The following is a 21,206-nucleotide window of genomic DNA, read 5'->3' as shown; positions in this document are numbered from 1 at the left end:
CTGCCGATGGTTCACGCCGAATTTCGGGGGTGAGCAAAAAGATCAACCTCCTGCTGGAGCTGATCGGCCGTGGTCCCGGCAGTGGGGACACACCACAGGCCGCAGGCACGAACCACCGACGCTGACGCCTTCGAACGTCAGCAGGGGTGCGGGACGGCTGCGACCCACCGAGACGAAAAGCCGCAGCTAGGGGTACGCGGTCTGAGCGCCATCCGGCGCCGTTGCCCGGCGCCATGTTGGGTCGTCTGACCGTGAACCCGGAGGTCGGTCCTCGGGAGGTAGTCGACTGTTGTTCACATAAGATCTTGCGAGCAAGGGTCCGGCCGAAGAGGAGCCTGTCGTGATGCGCTCGGCAACGTTCCTGCGGGAGTGCTTGCTCCGGGCAGGGATGCGCGATGTCCTCGCGGTGGAGCCGACGGCGGGTGGCCTCGCGGCGCTCGCGGGCATAGCCACCCGCCGGGACGCGCCGCCGGTGTTCGTCAAGGCCTTCGCCGACCCGCCGGCCGACGACGTCTTCGTCGCGGAGGCCGAAGGGTTGGCCGCCCTGCGCGAGCTCGGCGGCGTGGCGACACCCGAGGTGATCCTGGCGGACCGGGAACTGCTCGTGCTGTCGGTGCTGCAGCCGAGGCCACACAGCGAGGCGTTCTGGGAGCAGTTCGCGCACGCGCTCGCCCACCTGCACACGAGCACGACCCACCCGCGCTTCGGATGGCACCGCGACAACTGGCTGGGCCTCCGCCGGCAGATCAATACCTGGGATGACGACGGCCATGCGTTCTTCGCACAGCACCGACTGCTTCGCTGGCTCGGGCAGCCGCGCGTTGAGGCGGCACTCGACCGTGAAGACCGGGCGGCACTGGAGCGGCTGTGTCACCGGCTGCCCGACCTGCTGCCCGACCGGCCGGCATGCCTGACGCACGGCGACCTGTGGACACAGAACGTCCTGGCCACTCCGGGCGGGCAGCCCGCGCTGATCGACCCGGCGGTGTCCTACCTGTGGGCCGAGGTCGACCTCGCCCACGTGTGGTCCACCTCTCCCCCGCCCGAGGCGCAACGATTCTTCGAGGTCTACGCGGAGCTGACCTCCCTCGACAACGACTGGCCGGCCCGCATGCCGATCATCCAGCTGCGACAACACCTCGCCGTGCTTGCCCAGTTCGACGACGACTGGGGCGCGGGCGACCAGATCCGCGCCACCCTTGCCCCGTTCCGCACACAAACCTGACCAGCGGCTCCGTCTCCGTTGATCCGTTTCACACAGCCTCGCTGTCACCAGCGCCGGTCTCTACCAGGTCCCTTTCACCCGCCGGACCGCGCATCGCCCCCCGCAATCCGGGAAATGACGGTCCGGCGACCGGCTCGAAGACAGCTCGCGAGCTGATCAACCCGCAGACGGCGCGATCGTGTTCTGAACGGCCGGAGTACGGCCTGCACTGTCACGAACGACTCACTAACTAGCCACTCAGCATTACGAACGCGCCGTACGATTCGCCCCGCGGGCCCTTCCGCGTACCGCGGATCCCACGGCTCGCCCACCCGGGGCGACCGCGGACCCCGCCGGGCGATTTGCCGGATAAGCCCCCTTCGTTACGGTTCGGGTCGTTTACGCTCGTTGAGCGTCTTACAGACCCAGGTCTCGGAGTGAGTCATGCCAAAGTCAGCGAGCACTGGGCCTGGTCAAGATCGTCAGGTGGCGATCCTGGCTCCGGCGGCGTTCGGTGGCTACCCCGGGCCGCTGCGTCGCGCAGTGCCCGGCAACACCCTGCTCAGGTTGCTCGCCACGACCGACGCCAAGCAGATAGGCCTGCTCTATCTGATCTCGTCGTTCTTCTTTTTCATCGCCGCGGGCATCGAGGCGCTGCTCATGCGCGGCGAGTTGGCCCGCCCGGGGATGCAGTTCCTCTCTCAGGAGCAGTACAACCAGCTGTTCACCTCCCACGGCACGATCATGATGTTCCTGTTCGCCACCCCCCTCGCCTTCGCGTTCGGCAACTACCTCGTCCCCCTGCAGATCGGCGCACCTGACGTCGCCTTCCCCCGGCTGAACGCGTTGGCCTACTGGCTGTACCTGTTCGGCGGCCTGATGGTGCTCGGCTCTTTCATCAGTCCGGCAGGTGCCGCGGACTTCGGATGGACGGCCTATCCACCGCTGAGCCAGGTGGAACACACACCAGGGGTGGGCGGCAACTTCTGGGTCATCGGGTTGGTGCTCTCAGGCGTCGGCACCATCCTCGGGTCGGTCAACCTGATCACCACCACCCTGACCCTGCGCGCCCCGGGGATGACGATGTGGCGAATGCCGCTGTTCACCTGGGCCATGTTCATCACCGCATTGATGGCGGTCGTGGTGTTCCCGCTGCTGTCGGCGACGCTTCTCGCCCTGCTGTCCGACCGGGTGCTCGACAGCCACATCTACGACGCCGCCACCGGCGGCCCGCTGCTCTACCAGCACCTGTTCTGGTACTTCGGCCATCCCGAGGTCTACATCGTGGCGCTGCCGTTCTTCGGCATCATCAGCGAGGTGCTGCCAGTCTTCTCGCGAAAGCCACTGTTCGGCTACAAGGGCATGGTCCTGGCGCTGTGGGTGATCTTCTTCTACTCGCTGAACGTGTGGGCGCACCACATGTTCGCCACCGGCCAGGTCCTCCTGCCCTTCTTCTCGGCGACCACCTTCATCATCGCCGTGCCCACCGGCGTGAAGTTCTTCAACTGGATCGGCACGATGTGGAAGGGGCAACTCACCTTCGAGACCCCGATGCTGTTCGCCGTCGGGTTCCTCGTCACGTTCCTCTTCGGCGGCCTCACCGGCGTGCTGCTGGCCAGCCCGCCGGTCGACTTCCACGTCCACGACAGCTACTTCGTCGTCGGACACTTCCACTACGTCCTCTTCGGCACCATCGTCTTCGCCGCGTTCTCCGGCGTGTACTTCTGGTTCCCGAAAATGACCGGACGACTGCTCGACGAACGAATCGGCAAAATCCACTTCTGGACCATGTTCGTCGGCTTCCACACCACCTTCCTGGTCCACCACTGGCTCGGCAACCGCGGAATGCCCCGCCGCTACGCCGACTACCTACCGCAGGACGGGTTCACCACCATGCACACCGTGTCCACGATCGGATCGTTCGTGCTCGGTGTGTCCACCCTGTTCTTCATCTACAACGTCTGGAAATCCTGGCGCTTCGGCACCACCGTCGCCGTCGACGACCCGTGGGGGTACGGAAACTCCCTGGAATGGGCGACCACCTGCCCTCCCCCGCTACGGAACTTCGACCGCATCCCCCGGATCCGCTCCGAACGCCCCGCCTTCGACGCCAAGTACGGCCCCCTGGTCGCCGACCTCGGCCGTGACCTACCACAGCGCGCCGCCAAACCCCCGCAGAGCATCGGCGAGGAACTGCACCGCGAGAAGCACGTACCGGAGTCGCCCAGCGTCCAGGGCGCCCAGGGCGCCGCGGCCGCGGCCAGATACCAACCGATCCCGCAGTCCGGCGCCCGCCCCGTCGACGTACCCGAACCGGAGGAGACCCGCCGCCCGAGCTACGAGCGGACCTCGGAAGCCAACGAGAACCCGCTGGACTCCCAACGAGGCGAGGAGGCCCCTCCCCAGTGGCGCCATCCCGGCGACGAGGACGACGAGAGAAGGTGACGACGCCGGGTCGCCGCGCGCCCGGTCACTGCGTACTCACCAGCAGCCCATCCACCAGATCGCGCAGCAGCCCAGGGTGTCGTGCAGGTAGCGGGAGTCCTCCCCGGTGAGCAGTCTCTGGATGACGGAGATGATCACGGGGATTTGCCCTAGATCGACTCTGATTGGTGAGGTAACAGGAACGCGTCAGCGTGGCGGCGAGGCCTGCTCTAGTGGGCGTCCGTGGGCTCGAATCGTGTCGGAGACGGCGACGCCGAGCAGGACGGCGACAGCTGCCGCAGCGACCCCGAGTGGCGGCAGGCCGACCATCACCGGCGCCATGGCAGCGAGGACGAGGATCCCGATCGGCCGTGGCCGGGACACCCGGGCGAAGGCCACGTACTCGAATACTGAGCGCCCGGCGAGGTAGAGCGCGGGCCCGCCGAGGATGGCGCCGACCCAGGCGGGTTTGGCGTCTCCGGTCGGATTTATGAGGACGAGTTCGGAGCCGGCTGAGGTTGCGAGGATGCCGGCCACCATGAGCAGGTGTGAGAACTCGGCCGATCGACCGAGCCGGCCGGGGTCGGCGGATGCCACGATGGCCTCGCCCAAGATTTGACCCGCTCAGTAGAAGTAGATCCGCCACAGCAACACCGTGGTGAGGAACGACAATGTAAGGGCCAATGTTCGTTCAGCCGCGATCGGACCGCGTAGAAGACTCGACCCGGAGGTCAGGATCGTCTCACCAAGCGCGACGATGACGAGCTGCCAGTAGCGTTCGGCCAGGTGCTCGCCCGCGACGGCCCACGGGGACACCTGCGAGCGACCCAGCCCCGGTACCGGCCAGCCGAGTCTGCCCCCCAGGTAGTCGATCACCAGGGCCAACGTCCACAGTGTATTGCGCGCCACCTCGGGTGCGAAGGCTCCGGCGAGCCACGGCACGGCAGACGCGCCGAACCAGACGAGCGCCAGCATGTTGATCCGACGCAGATCATGACCCCGCACGATGAGCACGAAGAAGAGGGTGCGGCCCACCTGGATCGCGACGTACGTGCTCGCGAAGAGCAGGCCAGTCTCGGCGAGAGCCCCCGATATCGCGACCGCCAGGAACAGGCTCCCAAGCATCGTCGCGAGGACAACGAACTGGATTGCCGGCTGGAACGGATCGAACCTGCTGGTCATCCATGCCGTCTGGGTCCAGATCCACCAGACAGCCAGGAGCAGCAGCAGAGTCTCGCCGTTCTCCGCAAGGGAAGTGGTCAACCTCTCCGCGACGTGACCCCTGGTGTAGTCCAGCACCAACTCGTGCACGATCCGGGTGAGCGCGAAGACGTACACGAGATCGAAGAACAGTTCCAGGAAGGTCGGCCGCTGCGGACTCTCACGCCTGCGCAGCAGATTGGCCACTCTATTGGTCGTCACCGGCCCGTCCGCTTCGTCGGCATGTCGCTGAAGCAGTCGTCCCACGTCGCCGTGCCGCCCACGGATAGACGCACGCCGGGGCATCGCACTCGGCCAACCGCCTCGGCCGGCGCCGGTGGGTCATCGAGGGGACCTCCGCCTGGCTCACCGGCTACCGCGGCCTGACCATCCGCTACGAAGCAACCCCGGCCTGTACTGCGCCGCCGTGAACCTCGCCGTCGCCGTGACCTGCCACAAGCGCTACCTCAAACTCACCACCTGGGACACGCTTTTAGCGGGTCTTGGTCGTCGGTCGTTTGCGCGGCGGCGTTAACAGGTCGGCGATCACAGCGACTGCGGACGGCACCAGCCGGTAGTACGCCCAGACGCCCCGCTTCTCACGCTTGATCAGGCCGGCCTCGGTGAGGATTCGAAGGTGGTGACTCACCGTGGGCTGGGAGAGATTGAGCGGCGCGATGAGGTCACTAGCGGACGCCTCGCCGTCGGGAGACGACTGGATCAGGCTGAGTAGTCGCAGCCGGGCCGGGTCGGCGAACGCCTTCAGCACTCCCGCGAGTCGCTCGGCATCAGCGCGCTTGATCGGCTCACCAGAAAGCGGCGAGATAGCAGGTGTCATAGTCTTTTCAGCTCCCACGTCTTGCATCCTTGCAGCAACACCACCAGTAGACCGGCGGAACGAGGGACGGATCACGGCACGTGCACGGGAGACATTCCTGCACCAGTTCCGGCCGACGCGGAATGATGACGTGCAGTGTGAGCGGGCACTCGCGTCGTGTGATGTCCGCGCCAGCCCCATTCGCCGCTTGCAAGGTTGCGCCCCCTGTTCGGGCAACGCCGCGCCACCGCGTACGGAATCTTCGCCGCCGTGCAAGGAGTCGGCGCGCTCATCGGGGAGATCCGCCCGAGCTTCATCATCACCGACGCGATGCGCTGGACACCTGCTGCGGACGAACGCGCTGGTTCCGCCCGGGAGAGGGCTCCCCTGCGGATCCGTTCCAGCAGCGGCGCATGTCATGCCGCGTGGGTCACGACTGGCCCAGGTTGGTGACCAGGTTGACGGCGACGGCCAGGATGCCAGTTCCGAAGGTGTACGAGAGCAGCGCGTGCCCGAGCGCCATCCGGCGCACGCGGTTGGTGGTCGGTTCGATCTCGCCCGGGGCGTAGGACATGCCGACCGTGAAGGCGACGTACGCGAAGTCGGCGTACGCCGGTCGGTCTTCTCCCTTGAAGTCGATGCCGCCGCCGTCGTCGCGGTAGTACAGCCGGGCGTACTTGAACGCGAAGACCGTATTCACCAGCGCCCACGCCAGGACCACCGCGACGACGCTGAGGATCACCAGCGTCAGAGCCACCACGTCCTGCTGGTTCGAGACGCGGACGAGCGCCTCGGCCACGGCGACGAGGCTGATAGCGGATGCGATCAGGATCGCCGAGTCGGTGGAACGGGAGTTCCGCTCCGCCTCGGCAAGCTGCTCGGTACGCCTTGGGCTCGCCGACCAGCAGCCCCGCCACACCCAGGCGAGGATCGTGCCCGCCGCGATCGTCCAGATCACCAGCGGCGTCAACTCCGGCGCCCCCGCCAGCGCGGTGGCCGTCCCGGCGACGGCACCGACGGCCAACGACCACAGGACACGCCTGACCGACAGGAGCCGTCCCCGCGCCGGTCGTCCCGATTGCTGCTCCACCCGTTCAGCGTTCCGGCTCGGCCGGGTCGCGCAGAGCAAACCCGGAGCGATCACCGGATCGGGCTGTCAACACCCCTGGAGTCGTGGATGCTCCGAAACGGAACTGGCCGAACTCGCGTTCACCCGCAAGACGCTGTTCAGGCTCAACGGCCAGGCGTCACGTCCGCGCACCGCCTCTCCTTGGCCCAGTCAGGGGCGCCGACCTCGCTGGCGCCCTTGAGCAACTCGCGACCTTCGTGGTGCCATGCCCACCGGCGCCGTCCCCGCGCAGCGGCAACGACGGTCTCGCCCCCGCCGCAGTGGGTTATCCCTCAGCGGTGGGTCGGCTGTGCACCACCAGTTCGTCGATTTCCAACCGGCCGACGCGCAGCTCCCGCACGACTGCCCGGCGGATCGCTAGCCGCCCGATGACCAGAGCCCCGACGGCCACGGCCCCGACGGCCAGCGCCCCCACGGCGAGGGCACCGAGCGAGGCCGCCCCCGCAGCCCGCGCGCCTGTCGCCGCCGCGCCTGTCGCCACCGCGCCGTTGGCGCGCGTCCCGGTCAACCGCATCAGGCGTACGTCTCGCTTCATCCGCCCATTGTCCGCGTACCGCCGGCCGCCCGCTCCCCACAGATCCCGGATGTCACCCCATTGCCCTATCCCCGCCCGTACCGAAGCGACGTGCCGCAGGTACTCGTTCATCTTTGTTGGACGAACCGAGTATGGACCGCTGTCCTTCGTTCGGCCCGCGATCCGGGGCACTGTCCGGCTAGCCGCCGGGCGGCGATCGGCAGAGCCCTCTACCTGGAGGTCAGCTGCTGCGTCAGCCGATCCGGGCCGCCCTTGATCAGCTGCCCGTACCGGTCATCACCGAGCGCGCCGATCCCCGCCTGTGCACGCTGGAGGTATCCACGGGCACGGTCGAGATCGCCGAGCTTGCGGTAGCACTCGGCCAGGCTGAGGTGCAACGACGGATACAGACCTGCCACCGACATCGGCACCCCAGCCTGCGCCAATCGGGCATCGGTGAGCAGGTCGGCCGCCGCCAGCGCTCGTTGATCCCAGATCAACTCCTGCTCGACGTCGTCCTGCACGTCGGCCATCGAGTGCGCGACAACGCAAACGTGCAAAGGATCGCCTCGTTCCCCGCCGATCTCGTCCCAGATCTGCGCGAACAGGTCACGGGCAGCCTCACGCTGGCCCTGACCATGATGCAGCTGCACACCTTGGTTGATACGGGCAAGCGTCACATCGGCGGGCAACGGCTGCTCCTGCACAGCTTCATCTCGCGACGAGGGCATGGATCATATTCTGCCCCAACACCGTCTACGTCCTGTCGATCGATCCGCCGCCGTCGCGACGGTGACCGAATAGTCGCGGGTCTCGGCCGCCTCCACCGCGGCCCACACAGGTTGTCCCGAGGCCAAGGTGCGCGGCGGCGGCCCGGGGTGATGTCGGCGGCCACATCGACGGGCCCTGCGAGTGGGATCCGCAGGTTGTCGCCGTGGTGTTGGAAGCCGCCGATCGTCACGGCCCAGACGTTGCGAGGGCTGCCGTCGGAACGCTGTGGGTACAGAGCGACGGCCGATGCTCGGAACGAGACGAAGACGTCGCCGTCGCCGCGAACAGCCGGGTACGGGGCATCGCCGACCAACGCTTGCCCTCAATCAAGATCCAACGCTGGCAGCACAGCCCGCCCCTCGCCGATCGCGGCCGGGCGTCCTGCGATGAGAATCCCGCATCGCGAGTCGCCGCGATGGTACTTGTGCCCGAGCATCGAAAAGCGAGATCATCACGCATGCTCGACCCCTCGCCCGAGGACGACGGGACTTCACCGACCGTTTCCACGCCGTATTTCGTGGGTCGTGATCGGGAGATGGCGGCGCTTCGGGGTGCCTTGGCCCGGCCACCGGCGATCGTGCTGGTAGAGGGCGAAGCGGGGATCGGGAAGAGCCGACTACTGCGAGAGTGGCTGGCCGCGCCGGACCAGCGCACTGCTTTGGTGTCGGTGTGCCCACCGCTTCGCGAGTCGCTGACGTTGGGGCCGATCGTCGACGCGTTCCGTGGGATCGACCGCCCGGTGTCGCGATTGCGGCTCACCGAGCTTGCGGGTGCGTTACGGCCCCTGTTCCCTGAATGGTCCTCGGACCTGCCGCCCTCACTGCCGCCCCTGGACGATGCGAAGGCGGCACGGCATCGCCTGTTCCGCGCCCTGGAGGAGCTGCTGCGGGCTCTGCGTGTCGACGTTCTCGTGCTCGAGGACGCGCACTGGGCCGACGAGGTGACCTTGGAGTTCCTGCTGTTCGTCACCTCCCGACAGCAGTCGTACGGGCCGAGCCTCGTGATCTCCTATCGGCCGGAGGAGGTGGATGACGGATCGCTGTTGCTGCGGCTGACGTCCCGGTTGCCCGCTGGCGTGACCCAGCTGAGGATCGCCCTGGCGCCCATGCGACCCGACCACACGGCAGCGCTGGTGTCCTCGATGTTGGACGGCAACCCGATATCACAGGAGTTCACGACGTTCATGCACGAGCGGACCGGTGGCGTTCCGCTGGCGGTGGAGGAGTCGGTTCGCCTCATGTGCGACCGCGCCGACCTCGTCTTCCGCGACGGACAGTGGGTCCGGCTGAAGCTGCGCGAGCTACAGGTGCCGCCAACGGTGCGCGACTCCACCCGGGAGCGGGTGGGCCGTCTGTCGCCGACGGCGCAGCAGGTGTTGCGCGCCGCGGCTACGTTGGCTGAGCGGTCATCGGTGGCCACGATCGCGATGACCGCCGGTCTGTCACCAGCTGCGTGCCGAGGCGCTGTCGCGGAGGCGGCCGGCGCCGGTGTCCTGGACGGAGACGACCGCGGCCGGTGGCGATTCCGGCATGTGCTGGCCGCCACGGCTGTCTACGAGGCGATCCCGTTGACCGACCGCAGACATTTCCACCTGCTGGCCGGCCGAGCCTTGGAGCACATCCATCCACCGCCTGTGGCACGCCTTGCCCACCACTTCCGTGAGGCGGGCGAAACGCAGTCCTGGGCGCGGTACGCCGAGCAGGGTGCCGAGCTGGCCATGGCCTCGGGTGACCACACCAAGGCGGTCGACCTGCTGGTCGATCTGTTGACGTGGGCCGTGCTGGCGCCGGTGGATCGGGCACGGGTCGCGCGCATCGCCGGAGTTGCCGCACTGGGCCGTCGGGAGCCGGTGGACGAGGTCTACCACCGCGTGATCCGTACCCTGCGCTCGGTGCTGGAGACCCCCGGTCTCTCCGCCCGCCAGCAGGCCGAGATCCGCAACCCCCTGGGTCGGCTCCTGATCACCGGGGGTGAGGCGCAGGCCGCGCTGAGCGAGCTGGAGCAGGCGGTGGCCAACCTCGACCATGACCCGGTCGAGGCGGCTCGGGCAATGACCTACCTCGGCTGGGCCTATGCGGGACCGTGGCCGGCGTCGACCCATCGGCGTTGGCTGGATCGCGCCGCTGACCTCACCGCCGGATTCGATTCCCCAGCGGAGCGGCTCAACCTGGCCGGCAACCGGGCCGCGGCGTTGCTCATGCTCGGCGAAGAGGAGGCCTGGGACGTCGTCGCCGGCCTGCCCACCGACGGCGCGACCGCGGCGGAGCGTCTCGACGTGGCCCGCATCCACGCCAATGTCGGGACCGGCGCACTGATCTGGGGCCGGTACGCCGACGCGGAGGAACACCTCGCCGTGGCCATGCGCCTCGCCGAGGCCGAGCAGGCGTCCCGGTTGCACCACAACGTCGAGCTCGAACAGGCCAACCTGGCGTGGCTCACCGGCCGATGGGAGGGTCTCGCGGAGCGCAGCGCGGCACTCGCCGATGCTGACCGAGACCGGCCGGCGCACTACCTCGGCAGCATTCGCCTCGCGGCCCGGCTGGCAGCCGCAGCCGGACGGCGGCGCGCCGCGGAGGAGCAGTTCCGGCTGGTCCTCGAGGAGTCCGCCCGTCTCGGCGCGGCCGACGACACGATGGAGGCGGCCGCTGCGCTGGCCAGACTGTGGTTGACGGACGGGAACAGCGCCCGGGCGCTGCAGATCACGGACGAGCCGATGGACACCGTCCGGAGAAAAGGCATCTGGATCTGGGCGACGGACATCGTCCCCGCCCGGATCGAGGCGTACCTCGCCGCGGGCGACCTGAAGGCCGCGACACGCCTGGGCGACCAGTTCGCCAGAGGACTGCGTGGCCGTACGGCGCCTGCGCCTCGCGCCGCGCTCACCGTATGCCGTGCGCTACTGCTCGCCGCAGCCGGAGACCACGTCCGCGCGGCGACGGCATTCGATCGGGCGGCGCGCGCCTGGAGCGCGTTGCCGCGCCCCTACGACGCCGTGCTCGCCCGCGAGCGTCAAGCCGAGGCGCTCATCGCGCAAGGCCAGATCGAACAGGGCCGAGAGCTGCTGGCGGCACAGTACGAGCAGCTGTTCAGGCTTGGCGCCCGCGGCGATGCGGACCGGGTCGCACAGCGGCTCCGCGAACACGGCGCCGAGGTCCCGCGACTGTGGCGCGGCGGCCGACGCGGGTACGGCGACCAGCTCTCACCTCGCGAGCTCGACGTGGTCCAACTGGTTGTCGCCGGCAAGACGAACCGCGAGATCAGCCGGATCCTGGCCAAGTCGCCGGCCACCGTGGATCAGCAGCTGCGTGCGGCGATGCGCAAGTTGAAGGTGAACTCCCGGACCGCGCTCGCGGTCAAGGCAGTGGAGGCCGGAGTGTTCGCAGAAGAGGACTCCCTCGACGACGCGTCGTGAAAATTGACGTATCCGCTGGATAGCGACGGTCACTCGTCGCGCCGAGCATGACTCCATGATTCATAGCCCTTGGGCAATGCATGCCTGAGCGACCTGTCGCGGGTGACGACTCCGCCATCGAGCACCCGCCACCACCCGAGGTTACCCGCGAGCCGCGCGTCGGCGCCCCCGACGCCCGTGACGTTGACCGTGGCGACGGTGCCGACGACCACAAGAACCACGACCCCTACCAACCCCTGTAGGTCGAAGGACTCTCATGAAACTCAAAGCCCTCGCGGCTTCGCTGGCCGCAGCGGTCGGCCTGAGCATGATCCAGGCACCACCGGCGTCCGCCGCTGAGCCGGATCCCGGCGCCGCCGCCAACAAGATCGCTTCGAGCCTGAAGGACCGCTTCCGCACGTCTCCGGCTTCCGACTTCTGGATCACCTTCGAGACCAGAGCCGACCTCGGGCCAGCGAAGAAGCTCGCCGATTGGGCCGCTCGTGGTCAGTTCGTCTACGACGCGCTGACCGCGGCGGCGAAGGATTCCCTGGCATCCGTCTCCACCGACCTCGACCGGGCAGGCGTCAAGTACACCTCCTACCCGATCGCCAACGCCGTGCTCGTCAAGGGGGGCACCGAGAAGCTCGCCCTCAACGTGGCCTCGAAGGTGCAGGTCGCCGAGATCCACGCGACGCCGCAGGTCGCGCTCATCGAGCCCGTGGACGAGAAGGTCCCCCCTGACCAGGCGGCCCGCCCCGCCGCCCCGAAGGCCGCCGCCGAGGCGGGCACCACCACGTGGGGTCTGGACGCCATCCACGCCCCCCAGGCGTGGGCCATGGGCGCCACCGGCGCGGGCATCACCGTGTCCAACCTCGACTCGGGCGTCCAGTTCGACCACCCCGCCCTGGCGCACCAGTACCGCGGCACGAAGCCCGACGGCACCGTCGACCACAACTACAACTGGATGGCCACCCGGGGCACGTGCGCGAGCGCGCCGTGCGACGACAACGGACACGGAACGCACACCATGGGCACCATGGTCGGCGACGACGGCACCAACCACGTCGGCGTCGCGCCGGACGCGCAGTGGATCGCGACGAACGGCTGCTGCGACAGCACCGGCGTCGAGTCGCTGCTGCGGTCCGGCTGGTGGCTGCTCGCCCCGACCGACGTCCAGGGGAACAACCCCGACCCGTCCAAGCGCCCCCACGTCGTCAACAACTCGTGGGGACAGACCGTCGAGCACAGCTTCGACGACTTCTTCCAGGCCATCGACGAGGCCTGGAGCGCCGCGGGCATCTTCAGCGTCTGGTCATCGGGCAACACCACGCCGTACGCGGCCTGCGACACCGTCTCCTCGCCCGGCTCCGCCGAGAGCGCCTACTCCGTCGGCGCGTACTCATCGGACGGCACGCTCGCGTCGTTCTCCCGCAAGGGCGAGGGTGAAGGTGGCCGGATCAAGCCTGAGATCTCCGCTCCGGGCGACGGCGTCCGTTCGTCCTACCCGGGCGACAGCTACACCGAGATGTCCGGCACCTCGATGGCGGCGCCCCACGTCGCCGGGGCCGTCGCGGCGCTGTGGAGCTACGACCCGACCCTCATCGGGCAGGTCGAGGCAACCCGCCGCCTGCTCGCCGAGTCGGCCGTCGACGTCGACGACACCGAGTGCGGCGGCACCGCCGAGGTCAACAACAAGTACGGCGAGGGCCGGCTCGACCTCGTCCGCCTGCTCGAGCTCGCGCCCCGGCAGGGCGGCACCCTCACCGGTGTCGTCACCGCCAACGGCGCCCCGGTCCCCGCTGCCGAGGTGACGATCAGCGGGCCGTTCAGCCGGTCGATCGGAACCGACAAGGACGGCCGGTTCACCACGAACCTCCCGGTCGGCGACTACCAACTCAGCACCAAGGTCTTCGGCTACCTGACCGCGACCGCCAACGTCACGATCACGCTCGGCCAGGACACCTCCGTCAAGCTGCCGCTCACGGCCGCCGCGAGGCACGACATCAGTGGCAGGGTCGTCGACGACAAGAAGCGCCCCGTCCCGAACGCCGACGTCTCCGTCAAGGACACGCCGCTGAAGCCGGTACGCACGGACGCCAACGGCGCGTTCACGATCACCGCTGTCCCTGAGGGTGGGTACACGCTGGGCATCAAGCCCAACGCCTGCTTCTCCCCCACGACCGTCCCGCTGACCGTCGGCGCGCAGAACGAGTCGCGCGAGATCCCCGTCGGCCTCGTCGTCGACAAGGGCGGCTACAGCTGCGCCGTCTCCGACGGCGAGTACCTGCGCGGCACCGACCCGGTCGCGTTCACCAGCGGCGTGTGGGCGACGGTGAAGCTGCCGTTCCCGATCGCGCTCTACAACGGCAGCCACGACACCCTCGGCGTCGGCCTGCGCGGCGTGATCTCCCCGGACACCAGCACCGGTCCCGGCAGCGGCGGTGCGGGCATCTTCCCGTTCTCCGTCCAGACCCCCGTCGAGTTCGCCCCCGGCGGCGGAGTCTTCACGGCAGCCACCAAGGTCGACGGCGAGGACGCGTTCGTCGTCGAGTTCCGCAACGCCAAGCTCTGGGCCTATCCGACCCGGTCGGAATACACCGCGCCGGTCAGCTACTCGGCCACGCTCACCCGCTCCGGCACCGTGATCTTCGGGTACGGCGACGGCATCGGGACCGACGACCCGGTGACCGCCGGCGCGCACGCCATCACCGGCATCCAGGGCTGGGCCGGCGTCGACGGCATCCGGTTCTCCGACAGCACCCCGGTGCTGCGCGACGGGATGATCGTCAGCTACGACATGCCTGACTTCGGGTACCTGGACGCGACGGTCGTCGACCAGAACGACGGGTTGCCGGTGGCCGGGGCCAAGGTCTCGTTCACGAACAAGTCTGGGCTCGTCGAGACCGTCACGACCACCGGGACGGGCGTCGTGCATCGCCAACTTCCGGTCGGCGACTACACCATGACGGTCGACGCGCCGAACTACACGACCGCGGCGTACCCCTTCTCGCTCGACAAGCTCTACGCGAACGCCAAGATCGACGCGCGGCTGACCACGGGCGTCGCCGGCCTGAAGGCCGACGGCCTCGACGCGCTGTTCGGTACCGACCAGAACGGTGTGGGCTCGCTGACGCTGACCAACACCGGTTCCGCCCCACTCACGTACAACCTGGGCGAGGCCGCGCGCCACCCCGAGCTTGACGCCACCGGCGCCACCGCGCGCACCGGGAAGGGTGCGGACAGCACGATCGACCTCACCGCGTGGAAGGCCGGCGCGAGCGGCATGAAGCCGTCGAGCGTCGACGGCAAGGCGGCGACGGCGCAGGCCGCGGAAGCACAGGCGGCCGGCAAGGTCGGCGCGACCTCCGGCGGAGACGTCATCACCCGGATCGCCATCCCGGGCACGATCCAGGAGAAGGAGCCCTCCGGCGTCGGGTACGACGGCGACGTCTGGGTCCACGACTACAACGCGCGGACCAACACCGCCTACACGGTGACGGGCAAGCGGACCGGGAAGGTCTTCGACGCGTCGTGGAACCCCGCGTACCGGGCGTTCGACATGGCGCTCGACACCAAGACCGGTGACATGTGTCAGATGGAGGACAGCCCGGCCAGCTACATCCACTGCTTCGACCGGCAGACCGGGAAGGAGACCCGGCAGATCAAGGGTGACTGGTCCACGCTGCAGCTGACCGGACTCGCCTACAACCCGACGGAGGACGTCTTCTACGTCGGCGGCCGGAGGAACGGCATGATCGGCACCGTCGCCGGGACGTCGCACGACAACCCGGGTGCGCTGCTGTCCTTCTGCGCCCCGCCGCTGCCCGAGGTGATGGGCCTGGCCTACAACCAGGCGTCCGACACCATCTGGTACACCGACCTCACCTCGAACCGGCCCACCCGCCTGCTGCAGGTCGACCCCGACGACTGCTCCCTCGTCAACGCGTGGTGGTTCCCCGGCCAGAAGGCGGGCCAGGGCGGCGGCCTCGAGACCGACTCGACCGGTGCGCTGTGGGCGGCGGACCAGGTCGCCGACGACGTCGTGCTGGTCGACGTCGAGGACGACCTGCTCACCGACCTGCCGTGGCTGTCGCTCTCCTCGACCGGCGGCACCCTCGCCCCGGGTCAGTCGACGACCGTCAAGGTCTCGATCTCGTCGAAGGACGCCAAGCCAGGAGTCCTCGGCGCGAACATCGTGGTGAGGTCCGACTCCGGACGCCAGTCCAAGACCTACGTCCCGGTGACGCTCACGACCACGAAATACCAGGTCGGCGTCAACGCCGGCGGCCCATCGTTCACCGACGGCTCCGGCTACACCTGGTCCGGCGACCAGGGCGCCGGCAAGGCCACGTGGGGCTACGAGGGGAAGACGAAGGTCGCCACCACGAAGGCCGCGATCACCGGCACGACGGACGACGCCCTGTTCCAGTCGCAGCGCACCACGCCGGACAAGCAGTTGTTCTACCGCTTCCCCGACGCGCCCAAGGGCACCTACGCAATCGATTTCGGCTTCGCCGAGATCGAGAAGGTGGCCAAGGGCAAGCGGGTGTTCGACGTCCTCGTCAACGGAACGCTGGCGGAGTACGCGTACGACCCGGCCGCGGCCGTGGGGCCGAACGCCGCCGACTGGCGCACCGCCGTCGTGCAGCACGAGGGTGGTCCGCTGACCGTGGAGCTGCGGGGCTCGAAGGGCCTGAAGGCCCCGACCATCGCCGCGCTGCGGGTGACGCTCGATCCGCGCGCGGACACCGCGGAGCCGGAGCCCCAGCCCGAGCAGCCGGAGCCGGGCCCCGTACCGGTGGCCCCCGCCGGCCGCTCGTACTCGATGAAGGTGACCGACGGGCTCTACCGCCAGGGCACGGAGGACTCCGGGTGGCACGGCGATGACCTCTGCGGCGTGCTGTGGTTCGACACCAGCTTCCTGTTCCCGTTCTACGACACGGCCTGGGACGGCGTGTGCGTGACGACGAACGGCCAGCTGATCTTCGACCAGGCCAGCGCCGTGGGGAACAACACGGAGCTGCCGTCGCCATACGCGTTCGACGCGATCTATCCCCTCTGGGACGACCTGGTCGTCGACGACGAGGCGGGCATCTACTTCGGCACCACCGAGGTGGACGGCTTGGCCGCTGAGGTCATCGAGTGGCGCAACGCCACGTTCTACAGCGACCAGACGGCTCGCGTGAGCTTCTCGGTCACCCTGATCGCGGACGGACGGATCCAGATCGGGTACGGCGACGGCGTCGGCGGCGACAACCCGCTCACCCGCGGGTCGTCGGCGACGGTCGGCGTGGAGAGCCTGACGCGCAACCCCGCGAGCCAGCACTCCTTCAACCAGCCCGTCCTGAAGGCCGGCCTGGGCCTGGAGTACACCCTCCCGGCCGCGGGCACGATCGAGGGCACGGTCACCGACAAGAACGACGGCAAGCCGATCGAGGGCGCGATCGTCACGCTCAAGGGGCCGGCCGGTGAGCGGGTCATCACCGCCGACGCGAAGGGCCGGTGGAAGGCCCAGGCGCTCATCGGCGAGAACACCGTGCAGGTCGAGGCGCCGAACTACGTCACCGCCAGCCACCCCGTGACCATCGCCAAGAAGGATCAGGCCGAGGTGGTCGACACGGCGTTGACCACGGGCGTCGCCACCGTCACCGGAGCTGACTTCGACTGGCTCCTCGACAAGGGCCAGAAGGCGACGGCCGACGTGACCGTCACCAACACCGGCTCCGCCCCGCTCGAGGTGCGGATCAGCGAGCAGAAGCGCACCAACGACGGCGGGCACGAAGCCGCCGACCTTGCGTGGCTGACCCTCACGGGCGCGGCCGCGACCGGGACGGTCACGCTCGCGGCCGGCGAGTCCACCACGGTCACGGCGACGGCCGACAACGCCGGCGTCGAGCCCGGTGTGCTCGTCGGGGACGTGCTCGTGGCGTCGAACGCCGGCAAGGGCGAGGCCCAGCTCAAGCCGGTCCGCCTGGCGACCTCGGCCTACTGGAAGGGCGTCGACGTGGGCGGATCCGGGCACGAGGGTGCCGACGGCTTCGTCTGGTCGCCCGACCAGCAGCTCGGCTCACGGCCGTGGGGCTACGTCGGCGGCAAGGCGCATGCCACCAAGGCCGACATCGCCGGCACCGAGGACGACGCGCTGTTCCGCACCCAGCGGACCGGCGAGACGTTCAGCTACGTGTTCACGAACGCCCCCGCCGGGACGTACCGGATCGGCCTCGACTTCGCCGAGATCGAGAAGGTCAAGGCCGGCAAGCGTGCCTTCGATGTGCTGGTCGACGGCAAGGTCGTGCTCTACGACCACGACGTGCAGGCGAAGGTGGGTGCGCTGACGGCGGACATGAACACGGTCACCGTCGAGCACGCCGGTGGCGATCTGAAGGTCGAGCTTCGCCGCGACAAGGGCGAGAGCGACCCGATCCTCAACGCCCTGAAGGTCCAGCAGGACCCGCGCCTCTGAGCTAGTCGAACCTATCCACCAACGGTGGTCAGAGCCTCCACGGAAAGGATCGCCGTGGAGGCTCTGACCACGACTATCGAGATCAGCGTCCGTACAGCTCGAATTCGTAGAGCGAGAACCCGTACGAGGTGGCTCGTTTGACCCCGTACACCCGCACGTAGCGGGCGGTGACCGGGGCGAAGGTGGCGTTGTCGACGCCGCCGTTGCCGGTGGTGGTGGCGAACACCGGCGTCCAGGAGTTGCCGTCGCCGGAGACCTCGATCCGGTACGAGGTGCCGTACGCGGACTCCCAGCGCAGCACCGCCCGGCTGACACTGCGGGCCGCGCCGAGGTCGACCCGGATCCACTGGTTGTCGTTGTAGCTGCTGGCCCACCGGCTGCCGAGACTGCCGTCGACTGCCTTGTCCGGGGTGTGGCCGGTCAGGAACTGGGTGCTCGACGCGGTGGTCGGGCGGCCCTGCGCCAGGTTGGTGACGTCGTCGCCCCGGCGCGCCGGGAACGAGACGACCTGCTGGTAGGTGGGGCGGTTCTGCCAGGCGATCAGCGGGTGGGTGATGCCGCCCAGCCCGGACTGGGCGATCGAGTCGGCGCACCACTGGTCGCCGGCCCCGCAGGACTTGTCGCCTGGGTAGACCGTGGTGGCCGGCACCGCGGCGGCTTGGCCGAGGGTGTCGAGCAGGGACTGCCGGCACGCGCCGAGGTTGCCGTTGCCGCAGTACGCGCGGCCCAGCCCGCCGGCCACCGGGTCGCCGAGTACGGTGCGCAGGTCCTTGTCGACGTAGCCCCACCAGCCGTACTGGAACGACGAGCCCTTGTGCGCCTGCCCCTGCAACGCCCAGCTCGCGGCGCCGTCGCGTCCCCCGTTCTGGCCGCCCGACGGCGCCTCGTTCACCTCGATGGCGTCGACCAGCGCGGCGTAGAGGTCCGGCCCGAGGCCGGGGCGGAACTGCGCCGAGGCCAGCAGCGGCCACCAGGCGTCGAAGGTCCGGATCGCGTCGGCGTGCTGGTAGACCTTGGAGCCGGGGGACGTCTCCACCCGGCGGGCCCCGGCCTGCTGCCAGGCCCGCAGCTTGCCCACCGCCGCGGCCAGCCCCGGATCCGTGACCGGGGTGCTGTCCAGCACCCGCAGCAGGTCGCCGAGAACCTGCTGGCCGCGCAGGTCGGTCACCGCCGCGTCCGCCATGATCGTGACGACGTCGGCGCGGCCGAGCTTGCGCTGGGCGATCGCGGCGCGCACCGGGCCGTCGAGCAGCTGACCCCGGTGCACGGAGCCGAAGCTGAAGTTGCCGTCCGCCGCCCCGAAGTCCCGCGCCTGCTTGTTGTTCCAGCTGACGTAGTAGTCCTGGTTGACCGACTGCGGATGCGCCGACGCCGGGGTGTAGGTGGCGTCGTTGGTGTCCGGGTTCCAGCCGGCCCACTCGTACACCGACTCGGCCTTGGTGGGCAGGTTCGGGTCGGCGGTGGCCGGACGAACCGGGTTCGAGCCGGAGTTGAAGTAGGCCGCCTCGGTCGAGTTGACGTAGAACCAGTTGAACGCGTACCCGACGGTGGCCGCGGACGCCTGGAAGTCCGCCGCGCTGCCCATCGCCGACGGGTCGTTGTAGGCCTGGAAGCCGATCGCCGAGTCAGCCTCGTGCCGGTAGGTCGAGCGCAGCTTGGTGAACGCGGTCGGCTGCCCGTTCACCAGGCCCCGGTAGGCCACCAGCCCGTACTTGGTGCGCAGCGCGCGCAGCGTGTACGAGCCGGCCGGGGTGGAGTCGGCCAGCGTCGGGGTCCAGGAGTTGCGCTGCTCCAGGGCCTCCATGGCGAGGCACTGCCCGTGGTAGAGGTAGCGGTTGGTGTGCAGCGTCGGGGCGCTGCCGTCGGTGGTGCACAGCGGCACCGCGTACGTGTCGGTGAGGTCCTGGGAGGCGGAGGTCGCGCTCCACGCGTAGTCCTGGCCCCGGCCGAGCAGCACGTAGAGGTTGAGCCCGGCGAACGCGGCGCCGCGAGCGCTGATGCCTGGCCCCTGCAGCTCCTGGAGCATCAGCAACTGCGGCGCGAAGTAGCCGGTCTGCGGCCCGAACACGGCAACGGGGTTGCCGGTGGTGGTGTGCCGTCCGGAGACCACGACCGCGTTGGACATGCCGTGCGCGCGCAGGTTGGACAGGCCGCCGAGCAGCCCCTGGGTGGCGGTGCTGGCGCCGGTGCGGGCGGCGGCCCCGCCGCTGGCGTCGTAGGCGAGGGGTTCGGCGACCACCGAGCCGGCGTCGGGGAGCACCGCGCTGGTCGCGCCCGGCGGCGTCGCCCCGTACGGGAAGCTCTGTCCGTCGTGCAGGGTGAGCACGGTCTCCGGGTCGTTCTGCGACCGGAACGCCGCCCACACCCGGTCGCCCTCGGTGGCGCCGTACTTGGCGCGGGCGGCCACCCGGACCAGCGCGGACTGGATCTCGCTGCCGCCGCCCCCGCCGAAGAGCCCGCCGACGACGCCGGCGGTGGCGATGAGGTCGGTCATGGTGAAGTGCTTCGGCTTGCCGGCGCCGGCGAGCACGTACTCGCCCGGGTAGTTGTCGTCGGCGATCGACTTGTCGATGTAGGCGTTGATGCCGGCGATGTAGTCGACGACGTCGGTGTAGAGCTGTTGGCCCCGGGTGCCCTTGAGGCGCAGCGCGTCCACCTGGGCCTGGAGGTCCGCCTCCGAGTAGGGCGAGTTCGCCCAGATGCTCTGCTCCAGCTCCCGGTTGCCCGGCGCGCCGCCGGCGAAAGAGGTGAGCGTGCCGCGACCGGCGTGGCGCAGCAGGTCCATCACCCAGAGCCGGTCCTGGGCCCCGGCGTAGCCGGCGCCGAACATGGTGCCGGCGCGGGTGGTGCCGGTGACGTGCGGGACGCCCGTGGCCTTGTCGCGCACGATGGTGACGTCCGCGCGCGGCGAGACGGTGCTCTCGACCTGCGCGGCCGGGACGCCGAACGAGGCGTCGTTGTAGAAGTGGGCGATCTGCTCGTCGGTCAGCCCTGCGTAGTTGTAGACCAGGTTCGCGTACTCGTCGAGCTGGTCGCTGGAGTGCGCCGGGCGGGTGCCGAGCGTTTGGTGCGCCAGGATGGCGACCAGCGTGGCGTTGCCGTTCTGCCCCGGGGGCAGGATGTCGGCGCACTGGCCGAGGCAGTAGTCGTTGGCGGCGAACGTGCTGGCGGCCAGCGCCGGTGACGGCGGGGTCACCGTCAGGACGCTCGCGGTCAGGGCGGCGGCGGTGAACGCCGCGAGCCGGTTACGGAGAGCGGTACGGGGCATGGCGATCCTCCGGGGACGCGGA

10 protein-coding genes and 1 pseudogene are annotated in these 21,206 nt (G+C 69.3%); 5 read left to right on the top strand and 6 right to left on the bottom strand.

Translation table 11 applies throughout. The features are described from left to right. Positions 1-343 precede the first annotated feature (343 nt). Both ACTWLT_RS17365 and ctaD read left to right on the top strand, forming a co-directional pair. Positions 344-1,225, top strand: coding sequence for a fructosamine kinase family protein (locus tag ACTWLT_RS17365; protein WP_445319399.1), 882 nt, complete (start codon positions 344-346; stop codon positions 1,223-1,225). A gap of 423 nt (positions 1,226-1,648) precedes the next feature. Beyond that, a complete protein-coding gene (ctaD, locus tag ACTWLT_RS17360) occupies positions 1,649-3,649 on the top strand; it encodes an aa3-type cytochrome oxidase subunit I (protein ID WP_445319281.1) in 2,001 nt (666 codons plus the stop codon). 186 nt (positions 3,650-3,835) lie between these two features. On the opposite strand, the pseudogene ACTWLT_RS17355 reads toward ctaD, so the two are convergent. The 5 genes and pseudogenes from ACTWLT_RS17355 to ACTWLT_RS17335 all read right to left on the bottom strand — a co-directional run bounded on the left by ACTWLT_RS17355 (position 3,836) and on the right by ACTWLT_RS17335 (position 7,995). Beyond that, positions 3,836-5,035: pseudogene (locus ACTWLT_RS17355) on the bottom strand (low temperature requirement protein A). A gap of 286 nt (positions 5,036-5,321) precedes the next feature. Further along, positions 5,322-5,693, bottom strand: coding sequence for an ArsR/SmtB family transcription factor (locus ACTWLT_RS17350; protein WP_445319280.1), 372 nt, complete (start codon positions 5,691-5,693; stop codon positions 5,322-5,324). Between the two features lie 382 nt (positions 5,694-6,075). Continuing rightward, entirely contained in the window at positions 6,076-6,669 is a 594-nt protein-coding gene (locus tag ACTWLT_RS17345) for a DUF1345 domain-containing protein (RefSeq protein WP_445319279.1), read from the bottom strand. A 370-nt stretch (positions 6,670-7,039) separates the two neighbouring features. Beyond that, a complete protein-coding gene (locus ACTWLT_RS17340) occupies positions 7,040-7,309 on the bottom strand; it encodes a hypothetical protein (protein ID WP_355422360.1) in 270 nt (89 codons plus the stop codon). A gap of 209 nt (positions 7,310-7,518) precedes the next feature. Further along, positions 7,519-7,995: a hypothetical protein gene (locus tag ACTWLT_RS17335; protein WP_445319278.1), complete on the bottom strand. Its 477-nt coding sequence runs from the start codon at positions 7,993-7,995 to the stop codon at positions 7,519-7,521. 227 nt (positions 7,996-8,222) lie between these two features. Between ACTWLT_RS17335 and ACTWLT_RS17330 the strand changes: the two genes are divergently transcribed. The 3 genes from ACTWLT_RS17330 (at position 8,223) to ACTWLT_RS17320 (ending at position 17,916) form a co-directional block, all read left to right on the top strand. Beyond that, entirely contained in the window at positions 8,223-11,471 is a 3,249-nt protein-coding gene (locus tag ACTWLT_RS17330) for an ATP-binding protein (protein ID WP_445319277.1), read from the top strand. Positions 11,472-11,551: 80 nt separating this feature from the next. After that, positions 11,552-11,713 carry a hypothetical protein gene (locus tag ACTWLT_RS17325; protein ID WP_445319276.1) on the top strand — a complete coding sequence of 54 codons (162 nt, stop codon included), beginning with the start codon at positions 11,552-11,554 and terminating at the stop codon, positions 11,711-11,713. Positions 11,714-11,727: 14 nt separating this feature from the next. Continuing rightward, positions 11,728-17,916 (top strand): S8 family serine peptidase, encoded by a 6,189-nt coding sequence (locus tag ACTWLT_RS17320; RefSeq protein ID WP_445319275.1) that lies wholly within the window; start codon positions 11,728-11,730, stop codon positions 17,914-17,916. Positions 17,917-17,998: 82 nt separating this feature from the next. Here the strand turns inward: ACTWLT_RS17320 and ACTWLT_RS17315 are convergent, their stop codons facing one another. Next, positions 17,999-21,184: a penicillin acylase family protein gene (locus tag ACTWLT_RS17315; RefSeq protein WP_445319274.1), complete on the bottom strand. Its 3,186-nt coding sequence runs from the start codon at positions 21,182-21,184 to the stop codon at positions 17,999-18,001. Between the last annotated feature and the right edge of the window lie 22 nt (positions 21,185-21,206).

This window comes from Micromonospora yongxingensis (assembly GCF_052601155.1).
This window is presented reverse-complemented; position numbering and strand designations above follow the sequence as displayed.